This is a genomic window from Rhizobium sp. WSM1328 (assembly GCF_057653715.1).
Map to the genome: position 1 here is coordinate 3,468,149 of NZ_CM172788.1, position 25,755 is coordinate 3,493,903.

Consider the following 25,755-nt stretch of genomic DNA (forward strand, 5'->3'; position numbering starts at 1 on the left):
TCGATACGGCGCTCGCCTTCGATCTGCCGGTTGCCGGCGCGGCAAGCCTCAAACAGTTCGGGTGAAATCATGGGCGTCTGGATCGACACGGACATGGGCTTCGACGACATCGCCGCCATTATGGTGGTGGCACAGTCTGAATTCGAGATCGACGGCTTATCGCTGGTCTTCGGCAATACGCCGCTGGCGCAGGTGAGGATAAACGCCGCCGGCGCCGCCAGCGCCTTCGGCTGGAAATTCCCCATTCACACTGGCCGCGCCACGCCCGTGCTCGGCAAGCTCGAAACTGCTCAGGCGATCCTCGGCGAAACCGGCATCCCGACATTAGGTAGGAGCCTGCCCAAGGCTCCCGCCCTTGCCGAAAGCGATGCCTTCGCGGCACTCTGCCGCTGGCTGGAGCGCCAAGGCGAGCACCGCATCCTGGCGCTTGGCCCGCTGACCAACATCGCCGCTGTGGCGCTTGCCCGGCCGGATCTTGCTGCCCGCATCACCGAACTCGTCTGGATGGGTGGCGGTGTCACGTCAGGCAACCATACGGCCTCCGCCGAGTTCAACGCGCTCGCCGATCCCGAGGCCCTGTCGATCATCATCGCCCATGGCCTGCCGCTGCGCATGGTCGATCTCGACCTATGCCGCAAGGTACTGGCCAGGCCCGAAGACGCCGAGCCGGTGCGCAATGCCGGCGGCGCCAATGCCGAGCTGATCGCCGATATGTTTTCGGGCTATATCCGCATCGGCACCAGTCGCGGCCGCCCGGCCATGGCGATTTACGATCCTTGCGCCGCCGTCGCCTTCGTCGCTCCGGATATCGTCAACTTCCGCCCCGCCCGTATCGACGTCGAGCTGCAGGGCGCCTTGACCCGCGGCCGTACCGTCGTCGAGACCCGCGCCACGCATGCGACCTTCAATGCGCAATTCGCCGCCGACATCGATGCCGACATGGCGCGTGTCATCATTCTCGCTGCCCTGGTCAACGAGGCCCGCAAATGAACGTCCCCGCTCGCCAAGAACCCGCCGATCTCAACGATCCTGCCTTGCGGGCCCGCGCCGTCACCGCTGCGCGCGGCGACGCCCCTTTCGACATGCTGATCACCGGCGGCCGGCTGCTCGATGCGGTGACGGGCCTGATCCGGCAAGCCGATATCGGCCTCGTCGGCGCGCTGATATCAAGCGTTCATGCGCCGGCAAGCCGCACGGATGCCGTCGAGATCATCGATGCGGCGGGCAGCATCCTGACGCCCGGCCTGATCGACACGCACATGCACATCGAAAGTTCGATGGTGACACCGGCCGAATATGCGAGCGCTGTCTTGCCACGCGGCGTCACCACGATCGTCTGGGATCCGCATGAATTCGGCAACGTCCATGGGCTCGACGGCGTGCGCTGGGCGATCGAGGCGGCACGCTCTCTGCCTCTGCGGATGATCCTTCTCGCGCCCTCCTGCGTGCCCTCCGCGCCAGGCCTGGAACTTGCCGGCGCCGATTTCGATGCCTCCATGATCACCGAGATGCTGCACTCCTCCGCCATCGGCGGCGTCGCCGAAGTCATGAACATGCGCGGCGTCATCGACGGCGATCCGCGCATGACTGCCATCGTCAATGCCGGCCTTGCCGCCGGCAAGCTCGTCTGCGGCCATGCCCGCGGCCTCGAAGGCGCCGATCTCAACGCCTTCATGGCATCGGGTATCACCTCCGACCACGAACTTACCTCCGGCGCCGATCTCCTCGCCAAGCTTTTCGCCGGCCTTGCGATCGAGCTGCGCGGCTCTCACGACCATCTGCTGCGGGAGTTCGTCGAGGTGCTGAACGGTCTCGGCCACCTGCCTCCGACCGTCACGCTCTGCACCGACGACGTCTTTCCGGACGAACTCCAGGAAGGCGGCGGCCTCGACGACGTCATCAGGCGCCTGGTGCGTTACGGCATGAAGCCGGAATGGGCCATCCGTGCCGCGACCTTCAACGCTGCACAACGTCTGAAGCGCTCCGATCTCGGCCTCCTCGCTGCCGGCCGCCGCGCCGATATCGTGCTCTTCGAAGACCTCGCGGAATTCCGGGCGCGGCAGGTGATATCAGGCGGCCGCCTCGTCGCCCGCAACGGCAGCATGCAGGTGGCCGTCAAGCAGATTGATACGGCGCCGCTTGTCAATTCGGTGAAGCTGCCGCGGCTGACCGAGAATGATTTCCGCATTCCGGCGCAGGGCGAGCGCGTCCGCGTCGCCACCATCGACCGCCCGCGCTTCACGCAATGGGGCGAGGCCGAAACCGAGGTCAGGGACGGCTTCGTCGTGCCGCCGGCCGGCAGCGCCATGATTTCAGTCGTCCATCGCCACGGCAAAGCAGATGGTACCCCGCGCATCGGCTTCCTCACCGGCTGGGGTGAATGGCGCGGCGCCTTCTGTACTACCGTTTCGCATGACAGCCACAACCTCACCGTCTTCGGCGACAATGCGCACGACATGGCGCTCGCCGCCAACGCCGTCATATCAGCCGGCGGCGGCATGGCGGTCGCCAAGGACGGTAGGATCGAGGCACTCCTGCCGCTGCCGCTCTCCGGCCTGGTGACGGATGCATCGCTGCAGGACACCGCCCTGGCCTTCGCCGGCATCCGCAAGGCGATGGAAAAAATCGTCAACTGGAAGCCGCCCTATCGGGTCTTCAAGGCCTGTTTCGGCGCAACACTCGCCTGCAATATCGGCCCGCACCAGACCGATCGTGGGATTGCCGATGTGGTGACCGGCAAGGTGCTGGAAAATCCTGTTCTAAGTTAGATAGTGAGAGCATATGCCGTCCGAAAACCGCTTTCCCTTTCGGCATCATGCTCTGAGATCTTGTAAGCCGAGGAAAGCGCGGCTCCGCCAGCAAGCGTGCCGTGTGCCCCCAAACGCCTAACCGATCGAACCATGCACCGTTACGGCAAATCCCGGTATGGGTGTTCGATGAGGTTGATCGCAGCCAGCCCGTCGGGTCCTGCTACCGGCATTTTCGGCCCCCGGTTCGGATGATTGTTGCAAATCATTCTTAATTGCACAATAGTCGAAGCAAGGGTCGTCAAGCATTTTTTGCAAATCATTCTGAATCGCAACTTGTTCGACCCTCAACAGCTTTTGCAATTCGGTCGTAATAGCAGCAAGAGGAGAAATATATGCTCTATAGGGAAAGACGGTCGGTCCTGGCCGGAATGATAGGGGTGGCATTCGCGGCCGTGCTGGTTGCCTTTCCCGCCGCTGCCCAACAGACAACCAATTCGAAGTTCAAGGTGGTGACGACCTTCACGGTGATTGCCGACATGGTAAAAAACGTGGCCGGTGATGCCGCGATCGTGGAATCGATCACCAAGCCGGGCGCGGAGATCCACAACTATGCGCCAACGCCGGGTGACATCCAGCGGGCCCAAGGTGCACAGCTCATTCTCTGGAACGGCCTCAATCTGGAGCGCTGGTTCGAAAAGTTCTTCCAGAACCTGCACGACGTCCCCGGTGCCGTCGTCTCCGATGGCATCGAACCGATGGGCATCTCGGAAGGCCCCTACCAAGGCAAGCCCAATCCCCACGCCTGGATGTCGCCGAAGAACGCCCTGATTTACGTCGACAATATCCGCGATGCTTTCGCAAAATATGATCCGGCGAATGCGGAGACCTACAACGCTAACGCCGAGGCCTACAAGCAGAAGATCGAAGCGACGATCACTCCGATCCGCGCCACCCTCGACAAAATTCCCGAGGACAAGCGCTGGCTGGTCTCGAGCGAGGGCGCCTTTTCCTATCTTGCACGCGATTTCGGGCTGAAGGAACTCTATCTCTGGCCGATCAACGCCGACCAGCAGGGCACGCCCCAGCAGGTCCGCAAGGTGATCGATGCGGTCGAGGAAAACAAGATTCCAACCGTCTTCAGCGAAAGCACCGTTTCCGATAAACCGGCCCGGCAGGTGGCGCGCGAAACCGGCGCGCATTATGGCGGCGTCCTCTATGTCGACTCGTTGAGCGAAGCCGACGGCCCGGTGCCAACCTATATCGATCTTCTGCGCGTGACCTCCGATACCGTTGCGAAGGGTCTTGCCGATGGGTTGTCGCAATGATTGAGCTTAGCAATCTTGTCCGGCCCGCATCCTCGGATGCGGGATCGGGGATCACGGTGAAGGACGCAACCGTCACTTACCGCAACGGACATACAGCCCTGAGGGACGCGAGTTTCCAGATCCCCACGGGCACGATCGCCGCGCTGGTCGGTGTCAACGGTTCCGGCAAGTCGACGCTCTTCAAGTCGATCATGGGTTTCGTGCGTCTCGCCAGGGGCCACATTCGCGTGCTTGGCATCCCGGTCGAAGAGGCGCTGCGCAAGAACCTCGTCACTTATGTGCCGCAATCGGAAGAAGTCGACTGGAACTTCCCGGTGCTGGTCGAGGATGTTGTGATGATGGGCCGCTACGGCCACATGGGCATGATGCGCATCCCGAAGGCCGCAGACCACGAGGCAGTGGCGGCCGCGCTCGCCCGCGTCGCCATGAGCGAGTTCCGCAAGCGCCAGATCGGCGAACTCTCCGGCGGCCAGCGGAAGCGGGTCTTCTTGGCGCGAGCACTGGCGCAGGACGGCCGGGTCATTCTGCTCGATGAACCCTTTACCGGCGTCGACGTAAAGACCGAGGACCAGATCATCAAGCTCCTGCGCGAACTGCGGGATGAAGGCCGCGTCATGCTGGTCTCCACCCACAATCTCGGCTCCGTGCCGGAGTTCTGCGACCGGACCATCCTGATCAAGGGCACGGTGCTCGCCTACGGCCCGACCGTCGAGACTTTTACGCAGGAAAATCTGGAAAAGGCATTTGGCGGCGTGCTGCGACATTTCGTGTTGAGCGAAGCGCAGAACGGCAGGCCAACGTCGATCGGCGTCATAACTGATGATGAGCGCCCCCTGATTCTGCAGGGTGGCAGAGCGACTGCCCGGAGGCCCGATAGTGGCAACGGGGGCCGGGAATGATAGACGACCTCCTGCAGCCCTTCACCTATGAATACATGCTCAATGCCATGTGGGTGTCCGCCCTTGTCGGCGGCGTCTGCGCTTTCCTCTCCTGTTATCTGATGCTGAAAGGCTGGTCGCTGATCGGCGACGCGCTCTCGCACGCGATCGTTCCCGGCGTTGCCGGCGCCTATATGCTCGGACTTCCCTTTTCGATCGGAGCCTTCTTTTCCGGAGGGCTCGCTGCCGCAGCGATGCTTTTCCTCAACCAGCGCACCAAGCTGAAGGAAGATGCCATCATCGGCCTGATCTTCTCCTCCTTCTTCGGGCTGGGCCTGTTCATGGTTTCGCTCAAGCCTATGGCGGTCAACATCCAGACGATCGTACTCGGCAACATTCTCGCCATCACGCCCGAGGATACGCTGCAACTCGCCATCATCGGCTTCGTGTCGCTCGCCGTCCTGCTCGTCAAATGGAAGGACCTGATGGTCACTTTCTTCGATGAGAGCCATGCCCGATCGATCGGTCTCAATCCGACCGTTCTCAAGGTCATTTTCTTCACGCTGCTGTCGGCCTCAACCGTCGCGGCGCTGCAGACCGTCGGTGCATTCCTCGTCATCTGCATGGTGGTAACGCCCGGGGCAACTGCCTATCTGCTGACCGACCGCTTCCCGCGGCTGCTTGTGATCGCGGTCATCATCGGATCGATGACCAGTTTCGTCGGCGCTTATGCAAGTTACTTCCTCGATGGCGCAACCGGCGGCATCATCGTCGTGCTGCAGACGGCAATCTTCCTGATCGCGTTCTTCTTCGCACCCAAACACGGCATGCTGGCGGCACGTAGACGCGCTGCGCAGGCGCTGGAGGCAGCGCCATGAACATGGTCGAGACGCTTCTTTTGCCTTTCCAGTTCGGCTTCATGGTCAATGCGCTAGTGATCTCGGTGCTGGTCGCAATTCCGATGGCGCTGTTGTCCTGCTTCCTGGTTCTGAAAGGCTGGTCTCTGATGGGAGACGCCATCAGCCACGCCGTCTTCCCCGGCGTGGTCATCGCCTATATCGTCGGCATACCCTTCGCGGTCGGCGCCTTCGCGGCCGGCATGTTTTGCGCTGTCGCCACCGGTTTCCTGAAAGATAACAGCCGTATCAAACAGGATACGGTGATGGGCATCGTTTTCTCCGGCATGTTCGGGCTCGGCCTGGTTCTTTATGTCAGGATCCAGTCCGACGTGCATCTCGACCACATCCTGTTCGGCGACATGCTCGGTGTCTCCTGGCGCGACATCGGGCAATCGGCCGTCATCGCTGCGATCACGGCCGCCATTCTTGGTGTGAAATGGAAGGACTTCCTGCTGCACGCCTTCGACCCCGCCCAGGCGAGAGCGGTGGGCCTCAGGATCAACCTACTGCATTACGGCCTTCTCGCCCTCATCTCGCTGACGATCGTCGGTGCTTTGCAGGCGGTAGGCATCATCCTTTCGATCGCCATGCTGATTGCGCCGGGAGCCATCGCCTTCCTGCTCACCCGCAAGTTCAGCACGATGCTGCTCCTCTCCGTCGCCATCGCCGTGATCGGTTCCTTTGTCGGCGTCTACCTGTCCTTCTTCATCGACAGCGCGCCGGCGCCGACCATCGTGCTTGTGCTGGCGATCGGCTTCGTGCTCGCCTTCATCCATGCCACGCGCGGGACGGCCCGGGTTGAAGAATCGCCGGTAGACTGATGGACATTGGCGAATGTCGCTGCACGGAAGGCAGTTGTTGACCAACGCAGAATGCAGAGAGGCGCGCAACGGGCGCTTTTGAATTGCTGCCTAATTCCTAAAATCGATTCCGGTTTGGGCAATTAGGCAGCAGATAATCAAACCTTCAACTCCCGCTCGACCAACGCCACCCAATAGGCCGCCCCATATCCAAGCGCTTCATCGTTGAAGTCATAGGCCGTGTTGTGATGCAGCGCCCCATCCACCGCCGGACCGTTGCCGAGCCAGACGTAGCAACCCGGCGCATTCTGGGCGAAGAAGGCAAAATCGTCGCCTGCCATCGACGGCGGAAAGCTTGTCTGCACCTTCCCGCCGAAGACCGAGCCGGCCACTGCCAACGCCCGTGCGGTCGCATCCGCGTCGTTGATGACAGGCGGAATCCGCCGTTCGAATGCATAGTCCACAGCGATACTGTACATGGCCGCCGTGCCATGCGCCAATCGTCCGATCTCGGTCTCCAACTGGTCGCGCACATCGGGCGAATAGGCCCGCGCCGTGCCACCGATCTCGACGATGTCAGGAATGACGTTCAGAGCCTTCGGGTCGCCCGCCTGCAGGAAACAGGCGCTGACGACGGCCGGCTGCAGCGGATCGACCACCCGTCCGACGATCGTCTGCAGCGATGACAGGAAGGTGCCGGCGGCTGTGATCGGATCGCGGCCGAGATGCGGCTTGGCGCCATGCGTGCCGGCCCCGCGGAAGGTCATGCGCCAGCTGTCGGAGGAGGCAAGCTGCGGTCCCTCGACCACGGCGATCTCATCCACCGCAAGCCCAGGCATGTTATGCAGCCCGTAGACGGCATCGCAGGGAAAAAGCGTGAACAGCCCCTCCTCGACCATGCGCCTTGCTCCGCCTCGCCCTTCTTCGGCCGGCTGGAAGATGAAATGCACCGTGCCGGAAAAATCCCGCGTTGCCGCAAGATGTCGCGCGGCGCCAAGCAGCATCGCCGTATGGCCGTCATGGCCGCAGGCATGCATCTTTCCGGGCACGGTCGATTTATAGGATCGCTCCGCCGTTTCAGGCATGGCGAGCGCATCCATGTCGGCGCGCAGCCCGATCCTGCGCGTGCCGTTGCCGATCTGCAGCGTACCGACCACGCCGCTGCCGCCAAGCCCGCGATGCACCGCAATACCAGCCTCTTCGAGAAGCGTCGCGACGATACCGGCGGTGCGCTCCTCCTCGAAACCGAGTTCGGGATAGGCGTGCAGGTCGCGGCGCAGGGCAGTGAGAAACGGCAGATCGTCGCTGATCCGGGCGGGAATGCTCATTGGGCAATGCTCCTGGGGCCTGGATATCCTGTCAAGCGAAACGGGCGCCCAACTGGCGCCCGCGTCAGATTATCTGTTGTTCATCAACCAGACCGTAAGTTCAACCCCCGGAACAGGATGATTTTTGGCTAGGACTAAAATCTGAATCCTGTTCTCAATTAAGGAGTTAGAGCATGATGTCGTCCGAAAACCGCGCACACTTTTCGGCATCATGCTCTAGGTTTCTTCGACGAACACCTCCTCGCGCTTCTTCTTGACGCTCGGCAGGAAGACGACGATCAGCACGGCGACAGCAATGGCGAGAAGAGTGGCGCTGATCGGCCGCGTGACGAAGGTCGTCGGATCGCCGCGCGACAGGATCATGGCGCGCCGGAGGTTTTCCTCGAGCAGCGGCCCGAGCACGAAACCGAGCAGAAGCGGCGCCGGCTCGCAACGAAGCTTTGCCAGCACATAGCCGATGAGCCCGAAGAAGGCGACGGCGTAGAGATCGTAGACGTTGGCGTTGACGCTGTAGACCCCGATCGAGCAGAAGGCCATGATGATCGGGAAGAGTACGTAGTAAGGCACGGTCAGGAGTTTCACCCAGAGCCCGATCAGCGGCAGGTTGAGGATGACCAGCATCAGGTTGCCGATCCACATGGAGGCGATGATGCCCCAGAACAGCGCCGGCTGCTCGGTGGCGACGTTCGGACCGGGCACGATACCCTGGATGATCATCGCCCCGACCATCAGCGCCATGACGGGGTTGGCGGGAATGCCGAGCGTCAAGAGCGGAATGAACGAGGTCTGCGCACCGGCATTGTTGGCCGATTCCGGTCCTGCGACGCCGGCAACCGCGCCCTTTCCGAACTCCTCCGGCGTCTTCGACATCCGCTTTTCCACCGTATAGGAGGCGAAGGAGGCAAGGATGGCGCCACCGCCCGGCAGGATGCCAAGCGCCGAACCGATCGCCGTACCGCGAATGACCGGTGCGATCATCTCCTTGAATTCCTGGCGGGACGGCAAAAGGCCGGTGACCTTGGCCATCAGCACCGTGCGTGTCGACTCGCCTTCGAGGTTGCGCAGGATTTCCGCCACTCCGAACACGCCGACGGCAAGCGCCACGAAGTTCAGCCCGTCAGCATATTCGCGGATGCCGAGCGTGAAGCGCGGCGTGCCGGTATAGATGTCGGTGCCGACGAGACCGAGCAGCAGCCCCAGCGCCACCATCGCCAGCGCCTTCACGACAGAACCGTGCGCGAGAGCGATCGAGGAAACGAGACCGACGATCATCAGCGAGAAATATTCCGCCGAACCAAATTGCAGCGCGATTGCGGTCAGCGGCGGTGCGAAGATCGCCACGAGAAAGGTTGACACAGTGCCGGCAAAGAACGAACCCAATGCTGCGATGGCAAGCGCTGCGCCTGCCCTGCCCTTGCGGGCCATCTGGTAGCCGTCGATCGCGGTGACGGCAGAGGAGGATTCGCCCGGCATGTTGATCAGGATCGCCGTCGTCGAGCCGCCATACTGGGCGCCATAATAGATGCCGGCGAGCATGATCAGCGAGGAGACCGGTTCAAGCTGGAAGGTGATCGGCAAAAGCATGGCGATCGTCGCCGTGGCGCCGATCCCGGGCAGCACGCCGATCAGCGTGCCGAGCAGCACGCCGATCAGGCAGAAGAACAGGTTTTCCGGAGTGCCGGCTGTTGCAAAGCCGAGCGCGAGATTGCTGAAAAGATCCATCATCGTCTCCTAGAACCGGACCCAGGGGCCGAAGCGCTCGAAAGGCAGGCCGAGCCCGTAGCTGAAGACCCCAACCGAAAAGATCGTCAGCAGCAGCGACAGCACGATCGCGAGGAACACGTTCATCTTTTGCGATGCGAAGCAGGCGATGAAGGCGGTGAGGAACAGTGACGGTGCAAATCCGAGACCGCGCACCGTCAGCCCGAAGAATACCGGTGCCGGCAGGATGAAGAGCATGCCGCGCCAGGCAAACGGGTCGATCGGCTCGCCCTCGACCCGCAGCGCCTGAATGAAGATGATCGCGCCGAGAAGCACGAGCACGCCGGCAAGCACCAGCGGAAAATAACCGGGGCCCATGCGCACTGCCGTGCCGAGGTCGAGCCCCAGCGACTGGATGGCGAAGAAAGCACCGGTCGCGACGAAAAGCGCGCCGCAGATCGCATTGGTCGTATCGAAACTGATGGACTTCATGGTGTCTCCTGGGGTTGGAGATTGTTCGTGTAACGCCGTCACAAAGGAGCTAGCCCCTCATCCGCCTGCCGGCACCTTCTCCCCATAAACGGGCAGAAGGGAAAATGCTGCAAGCCCTTCGCCCCTTGCCGCCGTTGGGTGACGCAAGTCCCCTCTCCCGTTCACGGGGAGAGGGTTGGGGTGAGGGGCTCTTTCGGCATATCCTGGACGAGGACAAGCCTCAGTCAGCATATTCGCCGGCGGCCTCGATCACCGTTTTCCAGCGGGTGATCTCGCTTTCGAGCTTGGCCTTCAGCGCCGCCGGCGTCGCATCGGCGTCAGAGGATGGCGCCGTACCGAGCTCGGCGAAGCGGGCGCCGACATTCGGATCCTTCAGCGCCACCTGCAGCGACTTCGACAGACGTTCGTTGATCTCAGGCGGCGTGCCCTTCGGCGTATAGATGCCGTGCCAGATTCCGACTTCAAAACCCGGCAGCCCGGCTTCGACGGCCGTCGGAATGTCCTTCATAACGTCGAGCCGTTTGGGCGAGGTCACGGCATAGGCCTTGATCGTGCCGCCCTGGATCTGCTTCGTCGTGTTGGTCGTCTGGTCGCACATGACGTCGACCTGACCGCCGAGCAGATCGGTCATGGCAGGGCCGGTGCCCTTATAGGGAACGGTCGTCAGCGGCGTCTGGATGGCGCTCATGAACATCATGCCGCAGAGGTGCGAAGCCGCACCGATGCCGGCATTGGCGACCGTCACCTTGTCCTTGTTGGCCTTGATGTAGTCGATCAGCCCCTTGAGGTCGGTCGGCTCCATGTCCTTGCGGGCAACGATCGTCATCGGCACCTCGGTGACGAGGCCGACATAATCGAAGGCGCCGAGCGTGTCGTAGGCGAGCTTGCGGTAGAGCGTGGCGCTGGTCGCCATGCCGATATGGTGCAGCAGGATGGTGTAGCCGTCGGGATCGGCACTCGCCACGCGGCCGGCGCCGAGCGTGCCGCCGGCGCCGCCGACATTTTCGACGACGATCTGCTGGCCGAGATCCTTTGACATGGATTCGGCGACCAGGCGCGCAACGGTATCCGTCGGGCCGCCGGCCGCAAACGGCACGACCATGGTGATGGTGCGTTCGGGATAGGTCTGCGCCGAAGCGACGCTGGCGAGAAGTGAGACCGCAGCAGCCGCGGTCAGGCCGAGCATGGCCTTTAGAATTTTCATCGTTTCCTCCCTGATGAAATAAGCAAGCCCGCCGACACATCCTCCGCGCCGGTTCGGATCACCTATTTGCCGCCGGGAAAAATCGACCCGCAATCATTGCAGCCGCTTTCGAAAGACGATTTTGCCAGAGTGCGATGCAGCATGGGTCGATTCGGAAACAAACGGCTCTGGCGGTGGGTGGAAATCCACCCATCGCACCGCGAGATTGCAGCGCCGCCCCAGCTCCGAGCTAGCCTTCGGTGGTCAGCATCCGCTTGTCGAGACCGTATTTCTGCATCTTTTCGTAGAGTGTCTTCCGGGAAATGCCGAGCGACTCATAGACCGGTCTGAGGCTGCCGCCATGCGCCACCAGCGCGCTGGCAATGACCCCTCGTTCGAATTCGGCGACACGCTCAGCAAGCCCGGTCGCTTCCTCGGCTTGGCGCCCGCCATTGTCGAGCCCGAGGACCAGACGATCGGCGGCATTCCTCAATTCACGCACATTGCCGGGCCAGTCGCGCTGAGCGATGTCGGAAGTCACGTCCGGCGGAACGACCATCTCGTCGCGGCCGTAGCGAGCAGCCGCTTCCCGCACCAGCTGCAGGAAAAGCAGCGGAACATCCGCCCGCCGCTGCGACAGAGACGGCACGTGCAGCGTCGCGACGTTCAGCCGATAGAAGAGGTCGGCGCGGAAACGCCCGGCCGCCACCTCCGCTTCCAGATCGACCTTGCTTGTCGCGATGAAGCGCACGTCGAGCGCCACGACCTCGTTCGATCCGAGCCTGGAGATCACCCGCTCCTGCAGCACCCGCAGGAACTTCGCCTGCAGGTCGAAGGGCATGGAGCCGATCTCGTCGAGCAGGATCGTGCCGCCGCGCCCGTGTTCGAACTTTCCATAACGCGGCCTTACCGCACCCGGAAATGCCCCCACCTCATGGCCGAAGAGCTCGCTCTCGATCAGGTTCGCCGGCAGTGCGGCACAATTGATCGCGATGAACGGCCGGCTCGCCCGGGCGCTGATGTCGTGGAGCGCCCGCGCCACCACCTCCTTGCCGGCCCCGGTCTCGCCGACGATCAGCGTATCGGCATCGCTCGCCCCGATCGCCCGGATGCGGTAGCGCAGATCCACCATCACCTGCGTGCGCCCCGGCAGCCGCGCCTCGATATCGTCGCGCTTGCCGGCGACCGCCTTCAGCAGCCGGTTTTCGAGCACCAGGCCGCGCCGCTCCATCGCCCGGCGGATGACGCCGGCAAGCATCTCCGGCGTGAACGGCTTCTCGATGAAATCATAGGCGCCTTCGCGCATCGCCTTCACCGCAAGCTGAACGTCGCCGTGGCCGGTGACGAGAATGACCGGTACCTCCGGGTCGAGCTCGCGGATCTTCTGCATCAGCGTCATGCCGTCGATGCCGGGCATGCGAATATCGCTGACAACGACGCCGGGAAAGCTGTAGCCGATCAGCTCCAGCACGTGGTCGCCGTTCGAATAGGTCTCGACGCTGAAGCCGGAGAGCTCCAGCGCCTGCGCCGTCGAGCGGCGCAGTTCCTCCTCGTCGTCGACCAGCAGGATCTTTGCATCGTTCATTCCGCTGCCTCCGGCATCAGCCCTGCCGCCGATTGCAGCTCGATGCGGAACACCGCGCCTCCTTCGGGATGATTGGCAGCAGTCAGGCTGCCGCCGAAATCCTTGATGATGTTGTAGGAAATCGAAAGCCCGAGGCCGAGCCCCTTGCCGACGCCCTTCGTCGTGAAGAACGGATCGAAGATACGCTCGGCGATCGCCGCCGGCACGCCCGGTCCATGATCCCGCACCGTCAGCACCACCTTTCCGGCCTCCTCGAAGGCCGAAACCTCGATGCGCCGATCATCCAGCCCTTCCACCGCATCGGCCGCATTCGAGATCACGTTCACCAGCACCTGCTGCAGACGCACCGAACCGGCGCGCACCACCGGCGGACGCGGGCCGAGAGCGAGCAGCAGTTCGGCATCCGCCGCCTTCAACCGCCAGGCGACGATCTCCAGCGTATCGCGCATCGCCTCGTCGAGGGAAACGAGGCCGAGCTTCTCGTTCGGCTTGCGGGCGAAGTTGCGCAGGTGCCGGCTGATCGCAGCCATACGGTCGATCAGCCCGCCGATACGCCGGATATTGTCCCGCGCCTCCTCCGTCCGACCGCGGTCGATGAGAACGGAGGCGCTGTCCGTGTAGGTCTTGGCGGCGGCGAGCGGCTGGTTGAATTCGTGCGAAAGCGCAGCCGACATCTGCCCCAGCCCGGCAAGCTTGCCCGCCTGGATCAGATCGGCCTGCGTCTGTCGGAGTTGTTGCTCGGTCAGCCGCCGCTCGGCAATCTCCTCTTCGATGCGGCTGTTGACGCGGGCAAGATCGGCCGTGCGCTCCTCGACGCGCCGCTCCAGCTCGTTGCGGGCCTCGGCCTGCATCTGCATGCGCTCGGCAAGCCGCGCCCGCCGCTGGCGAAGGACGGCCACCGTAAGCCCGGCAATGCAAAGAATGAGAAACACGGCAGCAAGCGCCGTGCGTGCCTGGGCGCGGATGGAACTCGTCTCCATCAGCACGTTCACCGTCCAGTCCTCGGCCGGCATGTAATGCGAGAGCACCAGATATTCGCTCGAACCGCGCTCGCTGGCCAGCGTCATCAGCTCATGCTGCTCGAAGTGGTGACGCGTCACCGGCAGCGCCGCCAGCCTGGCATTGGCATAGCGTCGCGACGCCTCGGTGCGGGCGACGCGGTCGGCCGTCAGCGGCAGGATCGCGCCATAGAGCCATTCCGGGCTGCCGGACATGAAGATGATGCCCTCCGGATCGGAGACGAAAATCCTGTATTCGCCGCCGCCCCAGGAGGACTCGATCATATCGATATCGACCTTGAAGACGATGACGCCACGAATATCCGCGCCGGTCCGGATCGGTGCGGCAAAATAGTAGCCGCGCTTCAGCGAGGTGGTGCCGAGCGCGTAAAACCGTGCCTGCCGGCCTTCGATTGCATCCTGGAAATAGGGCCTGTAGCTGAAATTTTGTCCGACGAAGCTTGCAGGCCCATCGTAATTGCTGGCCGCGATCGTCTCTCCGTCTGGCTTGACCACATAGATATCGGAGGATTTCAGCAGTCCGTTGATCTCCTTGAGATAGAGATTGGCCGCATCGCGCAGCGCCACATCCTCAGGCGCGCTCACCAGTTCCTTGATGTCGTCGTGATCGGCGATCAGCGCCGGCAGCGCCTCGTAGCGGTTGAGATGGCCGCTGAGTGCCGAAACGGCAAGGCGCAACGCCGTTCCTGCCTGCGCCGAGGCTTCCTCCATATAGGCGCGCGTCGCAATCGCGCTCCCATAGGTGAAGAAGGAGAAGATGATCAGCGGCACCACCAGCAACGCCGCTATCGCACGATATTTCGAAGACAGAACCGGCTCCTCCCCTTTCTGCCTCCACTCCCCAGCGAGGCATACCCGACGGACCGAGTTTAGAGGGGTGGGTAGGGATTTCCAAGGGGCCGTCGAAACTTGACACCCGGCAGGGGTGGATGTCCTATTGCTGCACCGCAAGGAGGCCCCCGCCCATGAGCGACGACCAGACGCCCGCCGATAACAAACTCACCACATCCAAGCGCCGCTGGGCGGCAGAGGGCAAGTTCCTGACCGGCCGTATCAGCCGTCCCGAAGCCGAGCGCCTGCCGCCCGGCCAGCACCTCGTCAAGAACTGGCCGGTGCTCGATCTCGGCCAGCAGCCTGTCATCTCGACCGAGACCTGGCGGCTCGAGGTGCGCGGCCTCGTCGAAACGACGCGCACCCTCACCTGGGCCGACTTCCAGGCGATCGAACAGAGCACGGGGGTGAGCGATATCCACTGCGTCACCACCTGGTCGCGCTACGACAACAAATGGAAGGGCGTTTCGACGCGCAATCTGCTCGACCTCGCCATGCCGAAGCCTGAAGCCGCTTACGTCATGCTGACGAGTTATGACGGCTATACCACCAACCTGCCGCTCTCCGATTTCGCTGCCGAGGATGCGATCCTCGCCACCGCCTGGGAAGGCCTGCCGCTGACACCGGAGCACGGCGGCCCGATGCGCCTCGTCGTGCCGCATCTCTATTTCTGGAAAAGCGCCAAATGGCTGCGCCGCATCGAGCTGATGCCTGCCGACCAGGCCGGCTTCTGGGAAAAGAACGGCTACCACATCTACGGCGATCCGTGGCGCGAGCAGCGCTATTCCGACGACTGAGCTTTCGGTCGCGAGAAGCGACGAAGCGCAAACACGCCAAGTCCGAACAACGCGGCAAGCCCCGTCAGCGACGCCATGCTGGCGGCATGGAATGGGATCTCGCTCCAGCGCGGCTTGACGATATCGGCGGTGTTGAAGGCTTCGTCGCTGAACCGGCAGCTGATCAGCGCAAGCCCGCGCCGCACCATGTCGGCGTCGACCGCGGAAATGATTTCACCCGCCGCGGCAGCCTCCCGCGGCATCTCGCGCATCGAAAGCAAGACCGCCTTGGTCGCGGCGAGATAGGCATGAGCGCATTCGTTGAACGGGCTTTCCTCATCCGTCACGCTGCCCGGCATCCGGCCCCACAGACAGTAGGAATACTGGATCTCTGCATAGTTCAGCACGCGGCGGAACGGCTCGTTCGTATCGACAGCACGGGATGCAAGATCGACAATCCCACTGCGATAGTCAGACATGACAGCCATCTCGCCGTGGGAAATTTGCGGGATATCCAGACCCGCATGGCTGCCGCCGTCGCTGCGGCTATGGGCAAAAGCGCTTCCAGCGACCACACAAAAAAACGCGACGGCAGAGAACGCCGTCAACAGCAGTGGTCTGGCTCTGTCGTTTTTCATACTCGCCCGAAAAGTTCAGGGCGCCGGCAAAGCGGCGTCCTTCGATGCGTTCAGTGCAATGCCGTGGCCGGCCGGCCGCGTTCCCCGCCCCCGACCGCAAGCCGCTTTTCCGCCAGCGCTCCGAAGCCGAGGCCGAGCGTTGCCCAGAGGATCACATGCATTCCGAGCGAAGTGGTGCGGAAACGCCAGAGCACCATCGCCGAGAAGTTCTCCGGCACCTCGTTGATCGGCGGCAGCAGATAGAGCACCACGCCGATGAAGACGAGATAGGCGATGCCGGCGATGATCGCGCCGTTCCAGAGACCGAAACGCTCGGACAGGCGGCGCGACAGCGCCACTGCGGCAATCAGCGCCGCAAGCGAGACGACGATCATCAGGAAGAACAGCTCGGTCCTGGCGCCGATCGTATCGGGATTGCCGACTGCCGGCGGGTTGGCCGGATACTTGATCCCGGGAACGAGGACGACCGCCACGAAGGCGGCAATGGCGATGACGGCCGAGGTGCCGCGCGGCGAAAGGCTGCTGAAGCGGCCGTGCACGAAAGCGAAAGCGAGCGCGAAGAGCCCGCCGACGGCGGCGCTGTAGGCCATGACGCCGGTGAAAAGGCCGAGACCGGCCTGTGTGGCGCGGCTGACGATTTCGGGTTCGGCAGCTTCGCCGGCCGCCTGGGCGCTCGCCTCCTCGAAGGCGATCGCCGCATCGACCAGCGGCTCGCCGAACGTATGGGCGAAAGCGAAAACCAGGATGCCAGCAATCAGGCCCGCGAGCATGCCGCGAAGCAAGAGGTTTCCAACCATGTCCGGAACTCCCTTAAGGCACGTCGCGCAAAAGTGTGCCGCGGTTTTGCGATAAAGACATGCGTAAAACAAAAACCTATAGCGCGATGAGCGAATCTGAAAGATCGCGACGCGCTTTAGTGGCAGGGAAAGCCGAGGAGATGGCGGCCGTCATGCACGAATTCGTGCACATACATGCCGTTGAACAGCGCCATTGCGCCTTCCTCGGTGCCGACGAAATAGAGGACGATGAGCATCAGCAGGCCGCCGAAGATCGCCCAGGGCAGGATCTCGCCTACAGGGATCGGCGCCGGTACCGCAACGGGCGCGAAAGTGGTGTCAGACATGTATTCCTCCGGGAATGACGCGTTCAGTCGAAAGAGTGCTTGTGCAGTAGGGTCTGACTTCCAGCGCGAAGAGCTTTCGACACGCTGGTCACAGTGGCGCGACCGCGCCGGACTTACACCGGCTTCCAAACCCGCAACTGCACGGTTATATCTGCACGCCGAAGAGACTGTCAACGAAACTTCACAAGCCGGCGAAGGACGCTGTCGCCGCATTCCGGGAGACAAGAACGACCGTGAACACGCGCCTCACCTGGATCTGCCACGGCGCGACGGCAGCAAGCCGCAAGGCCCTGTTCCCGCTCGACGAACCGCTCGAGGATAAGGCAGTGGAGGAGGCCGGCAGGATGATCCCCCCGCCCCGCGCCGATCGAATTGCCATGAGCCCGGCTTTGCGTGCCCGCCAGACCGCGGAAGCGCTCCGCCTCGAAGCCCGCATAGACCTCGCACTTCGCGACTGCGACCATGGCCGCTGGGCCGGCAGGTCGATCACGACGATCGGGACCGAAGAGCCGGAAAACCTCATGGGCTGGATGAGCGATCCGGAAGGGGCCCCGCATGGCGGCGAGAGCCTTGTTGATCTGCGCACGCGCATCGCCGGCTGGATGGATGAGCAATCGAGCCTCGGCGGCCATGTGATCGCCGTTAGCCACGCGGCCGTCATCCGGGCAGCGATCGTGCATGTACTGCAGGCGCCGCTCTCCTCCTTCTGGCTGAGCGACGTCGAGCCGCTTTCCGTCATCCGCATGACCAGCAACGGACAGCGCTGGTCTCTGCGCTTCCAGCATTAGAGACTGCTGATCTTATCCAGCTTTGCACAAGCAAATCGCGTCATCTATGTTGAACCCGGCTTTGCGGGGACTACTTCCTTGTCCCAAGGAGATGGAAGAATGACATATGATTGGAGTGGCGAGCGCACGCGACGCCTGCGTTTTATGCGTGTCGCCACAGTCACGGTTCTGGTCGGTCTCATCTTCAGCGTTCCGCTGCTGATCGTCACCGCCTGAAGCACGAGAAAGGGCGAGCGATGCATTAGCACGCTCGCCTTCGTTCTTTTCCCGCATCAGCCGGTCTCCCGAACCACGAAGGCGATCGCGCTGATAACGACGCCCTGGTTCCCCACAGGCCCCGTCGGGTCTCTCTGCGGCACAGCAACAGGCTGCCGCCTCTGATAATTCGCCTTCTGGTTTCAACAAACATTTCAGACTTTCGTGATATTTCCGCGAAGGTGGAGATGGAGAAGGCATAATGCCGGTGTTTTTCCAAAGCAGGGCCGGACGGCAATGCGTGTCGATCGTGGTGTCTGGAGTGACCCTCTGGCTTCTCGGCACGCTGCTACAGCTCGACGACAGCCTGGTCGCCTTCATGACCGGCTTCGGCGAGTACGGCGCCGACAAGCTCGTTCTGGCGCTCGGCATCGCCGGCGCCATGAGCTTCGTCTATTCGGTGCTGCGCATCGCCGACCTGCGTAAGGAAATGGAACTGCGCGCGGCCGCCCAGGCAAAAGCCGATTGGACCGCAACCCACGACCATCTCACCAAGCTGCCGAACCGCTACGCCTTCGAGCGCAAGATCCTCTCCCGGCCGATCAAGGACGACGAGGCCGAGATCGAGGAGTGGGACCGCAACGTCACCATCTTCTCCGTTGACCTCGACGGCTTCAAGAAGGTCAATGACCTCGTCGGCCACAAGGGCGGCGACATCCTGTTGATCGAGGTTGCCAGACGCATCTGCGCGCTCGGCAATGCCGATTGCGTCTATCGCTTCGGCGGCGACGAATTCATCATCGTCGCCTTCGCCCTGACGGCGCAGCGCGAGGAGCGTTTTGCCAAGCTGCTGATCCAGGCCGTCACCCGGCCGATCCATATCGATGGCTTTGCCGTCGAAGTCGGCGCCAGCGTCGGCTATGACCGCTGGGCCGAGGGAGCCGAGCCGCTGGAAGATGCCGCCCACCGTGCCGACCTCGCCATGTACGAGGCGAAATCACGCGGACCCAACCACTATTTCGTCTTCGAACCTTCGATGCAGGACAAGGTAACGGAACGCGCCGCGCTGGAAACCAGGCTGCGCGCCGCGATCTCCAACAAGGCGATCAAGCCCTTCTATCAGCCGCTGATCGACCTCAAGACCGGCCAGCTCTGCGGCTTCGAGGCCTTAGCGCGCTGGATCGGCGACGACGGCGTCAACATCCCGCCGCCGGTCTTCATCGATATCGCCGAGGAAACCGGCATGATCACGGCATTATTCGAGGATCTCCTCACCCAGGCCTGCAGCGACGCACTCGCCTGGCCGGATCATGTGACGTTGTCCTTCAACGTCTCGCCGGTGCAGATGGAAGACAGATTGCTGACATCGCGTATTCTCAAGGTCCTTTCGGCAAGCCGGCTGCCGCCGCAGCGCCTGGAAGTGGAGATCACCGAAAACGCGCTGATCCAGGATCCCGCCATCGCCGCCCTCATTCTCGACGAGCTGCACGCCGCCGGCATCCAGATCGCACTCGACGATTTCGGCACGGGCTATTCGAGCCTCGCCCAGCTTTCCCGCTATCGTTTCGACAAGATCAAGATCGACAAAAGCTTCATCGCCACCTATCGCGACGACGAGCGGCAGGAAAAGATCGTCCGCGCCATGCTCGGCCTCGGCAGGAGCCTCAACATCAAGACGACGGCGGAAGGTATCGAGGAGCACGGCCAGCTCGCCTTCCTGCTGCAGCTTGGCTGCGACATCGGCCAGGGCTATCTTTTCGGCAAGGCGATGCCCGCCGCCGAGGCGGGCATCTTCATCAGCGATCGCAATACCAAATTGGCCTCGACGGGCTGACGGAACGCTCTACCTTTTGTTTTGACGCAATTCCCGGCAAAACCGCTTCGCGCTTTGCCGGGAATTTGCTTTAAAAAACCTGGCGCATGATCACGAACAGCACGAAGGCGATCGCGATCGAGGCCGGCAGCGTCAGCACCCAGGCCATCAGCATGTTACGCACGGTCGACCATTGCAGGCCGGAACCGTTGGCCGCCATAGTGCCGGCAACGCCTGATGACAGCACATGGGTGGTCGAGACCGGCAGGCCGAGATGGTCGGCCGAGGCGATAGTGACCATCGCCACGACTTCGGCTGCCGCGCCCTGACCATAGGTCAGATGCGTCTTGCCGATCTTTTCGCCGACGGTGACGACGATGCGCTTCCAGCCCACCATCGTACCGAGGCCGAGCGCGATCGCGACCGCCACTTTCACCCAGAGCGGGATGAACTTCGTCGCGTTGTCGACCGCCTTGTGGTAGCTCGTCACCGCGCTGAGGTCGCCGGCATCCATCGGCAGCAGCTTCTGCTTGTCGATCAACTTCAGCGCCTCGCCGATCAGATAGATGTCGTTGCGGACGTTGCCGACGAGATTGGTCGGCACCGCTTCGAGCGTCGGGAAGCCGGCGACTTCAGCACTTGTCTGGTGGATATATTGCTGCAGGGCCGGCGTCGTCGCATCCGTCCAGGTCTTGTTCTTGACGGCGTTGCCGACTTCGGCCTTGTAGTCCGCAACCGTAACGCCCGGCTTCACATATTTGCCGAGTGCGGTTTCCACATGGGCTGATGCTGACTTGTAGGCTTCGAGATAGTTGACATCCGGCGTGCGGTTCAGCGCGAAAGCCGTCGGCACCAGGCCGATCAGGATCAGCATGATGAGGCCCATGCCCTTCTGCCCGTCGTTGGAGCCGTGGGCGAAGCTGACGCCGGTGCAGGTGAAGATCAGGATCGCACGGATCCAGGGCGGCGGCGGCTGGTTGCCCTTCGGCTCTGCGTAGAGCGCCTTGTTGCGCACCAGAAGCTTCATGACCAGCAGGAGGACAGCGGAAAGACCGAAGCCGATGAGCGGCGAGATCAAAAGCGACAGGCCGATATTGGTCGCTTGCGACCAGTCGACACCGCTGGTCGCTGTGCCTGCCGGCGCCAGGAACTGGTTGGCAAGGCCGACGCCGATGATCGAGCCGACCAGCGTATGCGAACTCGACGACGGCAGGCCGAGATACCAGGTGCCGAGATTCCAGACGATCGCGGCAATCAGCAGCGCGAAGACCATGGCAAGGCCGGAGCCGGAACCGACCTGCAGGATCAATTCCACCGGCAGCAGCGCCAGGATACCAAAGGCGACGGCGCCGCTCGAGGTCAGCACGCCGAGGAAGTTGAAGAAGCCGGACCAGATAACGGCGAATTCCGCCGGCATGGAACGGGTGTAGATCACCGTGGCGACGGCATTGGCCGTATCATGGAAACCGTTGACGAACTCGAAGCCGAGCGCGATGAGCAGTGCAAGGCCTAGGAGAATCCAGGGAACGGCGACTGCGGTTGTCAGGTCGCGGCCGAGTGCATAAGCGACATATCCAAGGCCGCAGACCAGAACGAGCGCGAACAGCGGCAAGAACCACTTGTTGGCCGAATTCGAACTGTGGAGCGGGTGGGAAGCGTCGCTATGAACCTGGCTGGGGGCAATATCGGCCATGGCATAGTTCCTTATTCCGTTTTGCAATTTGCCTTTTGTTAATAAATCCGCCGCGTGAAGCTCTCATGACGCCCCGACTGAACCGCCCGTAAGCCACTGATGCTGGGCGATATTGACGGTGATGCGCCTGGTACCGTCGCCTCCATAATAGATGCCGCGTTGCGATCCCAAGCGGCTGACGATGGTTGTCTACGCAATGACAAAAGCGCGCCCCGAGCGAATAAATCCTTCCCGCCTGGACATCCGACGCTAAGTTCGGTCATCTCACACCCGCGCGGAGTCTTGGAAGACATGTCATCGACCGACCTGCTGCTGACCTTCAACACCGGCTCCTCGACCGTTAAGATCGGCATCTTCGCGATAGACGGCCCCAAGGCGCGGCGCATCGGCAAGGGCGTGATCGATTTCCGCGCCGAACCGCTGTCGCTCGGCCTGACGAAAGCATCGCAGATAGTCGAGATGCCGTTGAAGGCCGCGGTGACCGAAGATCTGCACGGCGTCATCGATGAGACCTTCGCGCTTCTCGCCGATCATTTCGACATGACCGCCGCGCGCGCCGCCGGCCACCGCGTCGTCCATGGCGGCGACCGGTTTACCAAAGCGATCGCGCTCGACGCCGCCGCAATCGATGCCATCGATGCGCTGACCCCGCTTGCGCCCTTGCACCAGCCGCGGGCGCTGCGTTTCATCCGCGCCCTCAAGCATCTGAAACCGCATCTTGCCCATATCGCCTCCTTCGATACCGCCTTCCATGCCACGCAGGACGATCTCGTTCGCCGCTTCGCCATTCCCCGCGCGCTGCATGACGAGGGCATCAAGCGCTACGGCTTCCACGGCCTCTCCTACAAATTCATCGCCGGCGAGCTTCGCCGCAAGGCGCCGCACCCGGCAAAGGTGGTCGTCGCCCATCTCGGCAGCGGCGCCAGCCTCTGCGCATTGGATAACGGCGTCAGCCGCGATTGCAGCATGGGCTTTTCGACGCTGGATGGCATCCCGATGGCGACGCGTCCGGGCTGGCTCGATCCCGGCGTCATCCTGCATCTGGCCGGTCAGAGGAAGCAGTCCTTCGAGGAGATCGAAGACCTGCTCTATCATCGCAGCGGCCTGCTCGGCGTCTCCGGCATCACTGCCGATACGCGCGAGCTGTTGAAGGACAGCCGGCCGGAGGCGCGCCAGGCGATCGAGCTATTCACGCTGCGCATTGCCGGCGAAATCGGCCGCATGGCGGCAACGCTTGGTGGCCTTGACGCCATCGTCTTCACCGCCGGCATCGGCGAGCATCAACCGGAGATCCGCGCAGGTGTGACCAAGCGGCTGTCCTGGCTTGGCCTTGCAACCGACGAAAAGGCCAATGCTGCCAATGATTTCACCATCAGCACGCGGGAAAGCCGCATCGCCGCCCATGTCATCGCCACCGATGAGGAACAGACCATCGCCGAGGAGGCGCTGTCCGTTCTTCGCAGTGACTGATCCAGATCAACAGCATTCCGGCATCCGCCGGTAGAATTGACGTTGAAGACGTTCTCGAACGGGAGAAACCCATGGAAAAGCATGTCTCGACCGCTGCCCTTACCGATGCCGAACTCACCCTGATCGACCGCTATTGGCGCGCCGCCAATTATCTCTCCATCGGCCAAATCTATCTGCTGACCAATCCGCTGTTGCGCGAGCCGCTGAAACCAGAGCACATCAAGCCCCGCCTGCTCGGCCATTGGGGCACGACACCCGGCCTCAACTTTATCTATGCACATCTGAACCGTCTCATCCGCGCCCGCGATCTCGACATCATCTATATGTGCGGCCCCGGCCATGGCGGGCCGGGCATGGTCGCCAACACCTATCTCGAAGGCATCTACAGCGAGATCTATCCCGATATTTCCGAGGATGCAGAGGGCATGCGCAAGCTCTTCCGGCAATTCTCCTTCCCCGGCGGCATTCCGAGCCACGCGGCACCCGAGACACCGGGCTCGATCCACGAGGGCGGCGAACTCGGTTACGCCCTCGTCCATGCCTATGGCGCCGCCTTCGACAATCCCGATCTGATCGTTGCCTGCGTCATCGGCGACGGCGAAGCCGAAACCGGGCCACTGGCTGCGAGCTGGCATTCCAACAAGTTTCTGAACCCTGCCCGCGATGGCGCCGTGCTGCCGATCCTGCATCTGAACGGCTACAAGATCGCCAATCCGACCATTCTTGGCCGCGCCAGTCACGAGGATTTGCAGAGCCTCTTTGAAGGCTACGGCTATGAGCCCTTCTTCGTCGAGGGTCACGAGCCACGCGATATGCACCAGCAGATGGCCGCAACCTTCGACAGGGTCTTCGACCGCATTCGCGAAATCCAGGAGGAAGCCCGCAATGGCAAGGCGCCCGATATCTGCCCGCGCTGGCCGATGATCGTGCTACGCAGCCCGAAGGGCTGGACAGGACCGAAGGAAGTCGACGGCAAGAAGGTCGAAGGCTTCTGGCGCGCCCACCAGGTGCCGGTCTCCAACTGCCGCGAGAATGAAGGGCATCGCAAGATCCTCGAGGACTGGATGCGCAGCTATGATCCGAAAGACCTGTTCGGCAGCGACGGCCGGCTGAAACCCGAGCTGCGGGCGCTCGCCCCTGTCGGCGAGCGCCGCATGGGCGCCAATCCGCACGCCAATGGCGGTTTGCTGCGCAAGGAACTCGATGTTCCCGATATCCGCGACTATGCGGTCGATATCGGCAAGCACGGTAGCGCCATGGTGCAGTCGACGGAAATCCTCGGTCACTACTTGCGCGACACGATGAAGCGCAACGCCGATGCCGCCAACTTCCGCATCTTCGGCCCCGACGAGACGGAATCGAACCGCCTCGGCAGCGTCTTCGAAGTCACCGACCGTGTCTGGATGGAGGGTATCGAACCCTACGACGTCCACTTGTCCCGGGATGGACGTGTGATGGAGGTGCTGAGCGAACATCTTTGCCAGGGCTGGCTGGAAGGCTACCTGCTGACTGGCCGGCACGGCCTGTTCTCCTGCTACGAGGCCTTCATCCACATCATCGATTCCATGTTCAACCAGCACGCCAAATGGCTGAAGGTGACGCGGGAACTTGAGTGGAGAAAGCCGATCTCGTCGCTGAATTACCTGCTGACCTCGCATGTCTGGCGTCAGGACCACAACGGCTTCAGCCATCAGGACCCCGGTTTCGTCGACCTCGTCGCCAATAAGAAGGCCGATATCGTCCGCATCTACCTGCCGCCGGATGCCAACACCCTGCTTTGGGTCGGCGACCATTGCCTGCGCACCTATGACCGCATCAATGTCATCGTCGCCGGCAAGCAGCCGGAGCCGCAATGGCTATCGATGGACGAGGCGGTGAAACATTGCGAGGCCGGCATCGGCATCTGGCACTGGGCGAGCAACGAGGACGACACCATCCTGCCTGATCTCGTCATGGCCTGCGCCGGCGACGTGCCGACCATGGAGACGCTTGCTGCCGTCGACCTGCTGCGTAAGGCAATTCCGGAACTGAAGATCCGCGCCGTCAACGTCGTCGATCTCCTCGCACTGCAATCCAGGGATCAGCATCCGCACGGCCTGACCGACGAGGCATTCGATGCGATCTTCACCGCCGACAAGCCAGTCATTTTCGCCTATCACGGCTATCCCTATCTCATCCACCGCCTGACTTATAAACGCACCAACCACCGCAACTTCCACGTCCGCGGCTTCATCGAGGAAGGCACGACGACCACACCCTTCGACATGACCGTCCTCAACGAACTCGACCGCTTCCACCTCGCCATCGAAGCGATCGAGCGCGTGCCGGGCCTGAAGGAAAAAGCAGGAGAAGCGCTCGCCGCCTTCCGTGGCAAGCTTGCGGAACATCACGACTATGTCCGCGAATATGGTGAGGACATGCCGGAGGTACGGAACTGGACATGGCCGATGGCGTGAAGCGAAAACCAA

At 62.5% G+C, this 25,755-nt stretch carries 21 protein-coding genes and 1 riboswitch; of the genes, 11 read left to right on the forward strand and 10 right to left on the reverse strand.

Features of this window, described 5'->3' with window-relative positions:
- The first annotated feature begins 69 nt into the window (after positions 1-69).
- From AC2444_RS17450 to AC2444_RS17475, 6 genes are all read left to right on the forward strand, one after another.
- Positions 70-990, forward strand: a complete 921-nt coding sequence (locus tag AC2444_RS17450; protein ID WP_012758808.1) for a nucleoside hydrolase — start codon at positions 70-72, stop codon at positions 988-990.
- Positions 987-2,768, forward strand: a complete 1,782-nt coding sequence (locus AC2444_RS17455) for an adenine deaminase (protein WP_012758809.1) — start codon at positions 987-989, stop codon at positions 2,766-2,768. Before AC2444_RS17450 ends, AC2444_RS17455 begins: the two co-directional genes overlap by 4 nt.
- 374 nt (positions 2,769-3,142) lie before the next feature.
- Positions 3,143-4,075, forward strand: a complete 933-nt coding sequence (locus tag AC2444_RS17460; RefSeq protein WP_012758810.1) for a metal ABC transporter substrate-binding protein — start codon at positions 3,143-3,145, stop codon at positions 4,073-4,075.
- Positions 4,072-4,974 carry a manganese/iron ABC transporter ATP-binding protein gene (locus AC2444_RS17465; RefSeq protein ID WP_012758811.1) on the forward strand — a complete coding sequence of 301 codons (903 nt, stop codon included), beginning with the start codon at positions 4,072-4,074 and terminating at the stop codon, positions 4,972-4,974. The genes AC2444_RS17460 and AC2444_RS17465 overlap by 4 nt, the downstream gene beginning before the upstream one ends.
- Complete coding sequence (gene sitC / locus AC2444_RS17470) at positions 4,971-5,831, forward strand: iron/manganese ABC transporter permease subunit SitC (RefSeq protein WP_012758812.1); 861 nt, start codon at positions 4,971-4,973, stop codon at positions 5,829-5,831. Before AC2444_RS17465 ends, sitC begins: the two co-directional genes overlap by 4 nt.
- On the forward strand, positions 5,828-6,673 hold the full coding sequence (locus AC2444_RS17475) for a metal ABC transporter permease (RefSeq protein ID WP_012758813.1): 846 nt from the start codon (positions 5,828-5,830) through the stop codon (positions 6,671-6,673). The genes sitC and AC2444_RS17475 overlap by 4 nt, the downstream gene beginning before the upstream one ends.
- 137 nt (positions 6,674-6,810) lie before the next feature.
- On the opposite strand, the gene AC2444_RS17480 is transcribed toward AC2444_RS17475, so the two are convergent.
- The 6 genes from AC2444_RS17480 to AC2444_RS17505 all read right to left on the reverse strand — a co-directional run bounded on the left by AC2444_RS17480 (position 6,811) and on the right by AC2444_RS17505 (position 14,734).
- Positions 6,811-7,980, reverse strand: coding sequence for a M20 aminoacylase family protein (locus AC2444_RS17480; protein ID WP_012758814.1), 1,170 nt, complete (start codon positions 7,978-7,980; stop codon positions 6,811-6,813).
- A 216-nt stretch (positions 7,981-8,196) separates the two neighbouring features.
- Complete coding sequence (locus AC2444_RS17485; protein WP_012758815.1) at positions 8,197-9,702, reverse strand: tripartite tricarboxylate transporter permease; 1,506 nt, start codon at positions 9,700-9,702, stop codon at positions 8,197-8,199.
- Between the two features lie 9 nt (positions 9,703-9,711).
- Positions 9,712-10,173, reverse strand: a complete 462-nt coding sequence (locus AC2444_RS17490) for a tripartite tricarboxylate transporter TctB family protein (RefSeq protein WP_012758816.1) — start codon at positions 10,171-10,173, stop codon at positions 9,712-9,714.
- Between the two features lie 220 nt (positions 10,174-10,393).
- A complete protein-coding gene (locus AC2444_RS17495) occupies positions 10,394-11,377 on the reverse strand; it encodes a tripartite tricarboxylate transporter substrate-binding protein (RefSeq protein WP_012758817.1) in 984 nt (327 codons plus the stop codon).
- A 229-nt stretch (positions 11,378-11,606) separates the two neighbouring features.
- Positions 11,607-12,941: a sigma-54-dependent transcriptional regulator gene (locus tag AC2444_RS17500; protein WP_012758818.1), complete on the reverse strand. Its 1,335-nt coding sequence runs from the start codon at positions 12,939-12,941 to the stop codon at positions 11,607-11,609.
- Entirely contained in the window at positions 12,938-14,734 is a 1,797-nt protein-coding gene (locus AC2444_RS17505; RefSeq protein WP_348629770.1) for a sensor histidine kinase, read from the reverse strand. Before AC2444_RS17505 ends, AC2444_RS17500 begins: the two co-directional genes overlap by 4 nt.
- A gap of 191 nt (positions 14,735-14,925) precedes the next feature.
- On the opposite strand from AC2444_RS17505, the gene AC2444_RS17510 reads away from it, so the two are divergent.
- Entirely contained in the window at positions 14,926-15,588 is a 663-nt protein-coding gene (locus AC2444_RS17510; RefSeq protein ID WP_012758820.1) for a sulfite oxidase-like oxidoreductase, read from the forward strand.
- Here the strand turns inward: AC2444_RS17510 and AC2444_RS17515 are convergent.
- From AC2444_RS17515 to AC2444_RS17525, 3 genes are all read right to left on the reverse strand, one after another.
- On the reverse strand, positions 15,573-16,205 hold the full coding sequence (locus AC2444_RS17515) for a hypothetical protein (RefSeq protein ID WP_012758821.1): 633 nt from the start codon (positions 16,203-16,205) through the stop codon (positions 15,573-15,575). The genes AC2444_RS17510 and AC2444_RS17515 overlap by 16 nt on opposite strands.
- Positions 16,206-16,255: 50 nt before the next feature.
- Positions 16,256-17,002 (reverse strand): CbtA family protein, encoded by a 747-nt coding sequence (locus AC2444_RS17520; protein WP_128438522.1) that lies wholly within the window; start codon positions 17,000-17,002, stop codon positions 16,256-16,258.
- 116 nt (positions 17,003-17,118) lie between these two features.
- On the reverse strand, positions 17,119-17,328 hold the full coding sequence (locus AC2444_RS17525) for a CbtB domain-containing protein (RefSeq protein ID WP_003542661.1): 210 nt from the start codon (positions 17,326-17,328) through the stop codon (positions 17,119-17,121).
- Between the two features lies 1 nt (position 17,329).
- A riboswitch (adenosylcobalamin (AdoCbl) riboswitch) is annotated at positions 17,330-17,484 on the reverse strand.
- 77 nt (positions 17,485-17,561) lie between these two features.
- Here AC2444_RS17525 and AC2444_RS17530 point away from each other — a divergent pair.
- Positions 17,562-18,116, forward strand: a complete 555-nt coding sequence (locus tag AC2444_RS17530; RefSeq protein ID WP_012758823.1) for a histidine phosphatase family protein — start codon at positions 17,562-17,564, stop codon at positions 18,114-18,116.
- Between the two features lie 457 nt (positions 18,117-18,573).
- Positions 18,574-20,145, forward strand: a complete 1,572-nt coding sequence (locus tag AC2444_RS17535) for a putative bifunctional diguanylate cyclase/phosphodiesterase (protein WP_012758825.1) — start codon at positions 18,574-18,576, stop codon at positions 20,143-20,145.
- A 70-nt stretch (positions 20,146-20,215) separates the two neighbouring features.
- On the opposite strand, the gene AC2444_RS17540 is transcribed toward AC2444_RS17535, so the two are convergent.
- Positions 20,216-21,817 carry an inorganic phosphate transporter gene (locus AC2444_RS17540; protein ID WP_012758826.1) on the reverse strand — a complete coding sequence of 534 codons (1,602 nt, stop codon included), beginning with the start codon at positions 21,815-21,817 and terminating at the stop codon, positions 20,216-20,218.
- A gap of 291 nt (positions 21,818-22,108) precedes the next feature.
- Between AC2444_RS17540 and AC2444_RS17545 the strand changes: the two genes are divergently transcribed.
- Positions 22,109-23,287, forward strand: coding sequence for an acetate/propionate family kinase (locus tag AC2444_RS17545; RefSeq protein WP_012758827.1), 1,179 nt, complete (start codon positions 22,109-22,111; stop codon positions 23,285-23,287).
- A 71-nt stretch (positions 23,288-23,358) separates the two neighbouring features.
- On the forward strand, positions 23,359-25,743 hold the full coding sequence (locus AC2444_RS17550) for a phosphoketolase family protein (protein WP_012758828.1): 2,385 nt from the start codon (positions 23,359-23,361) through the stop codon (positions 25,741-25,743).
- The last annotated feature ends 12 nt before the right edge of the window (positions 25,744-25,755 follow it).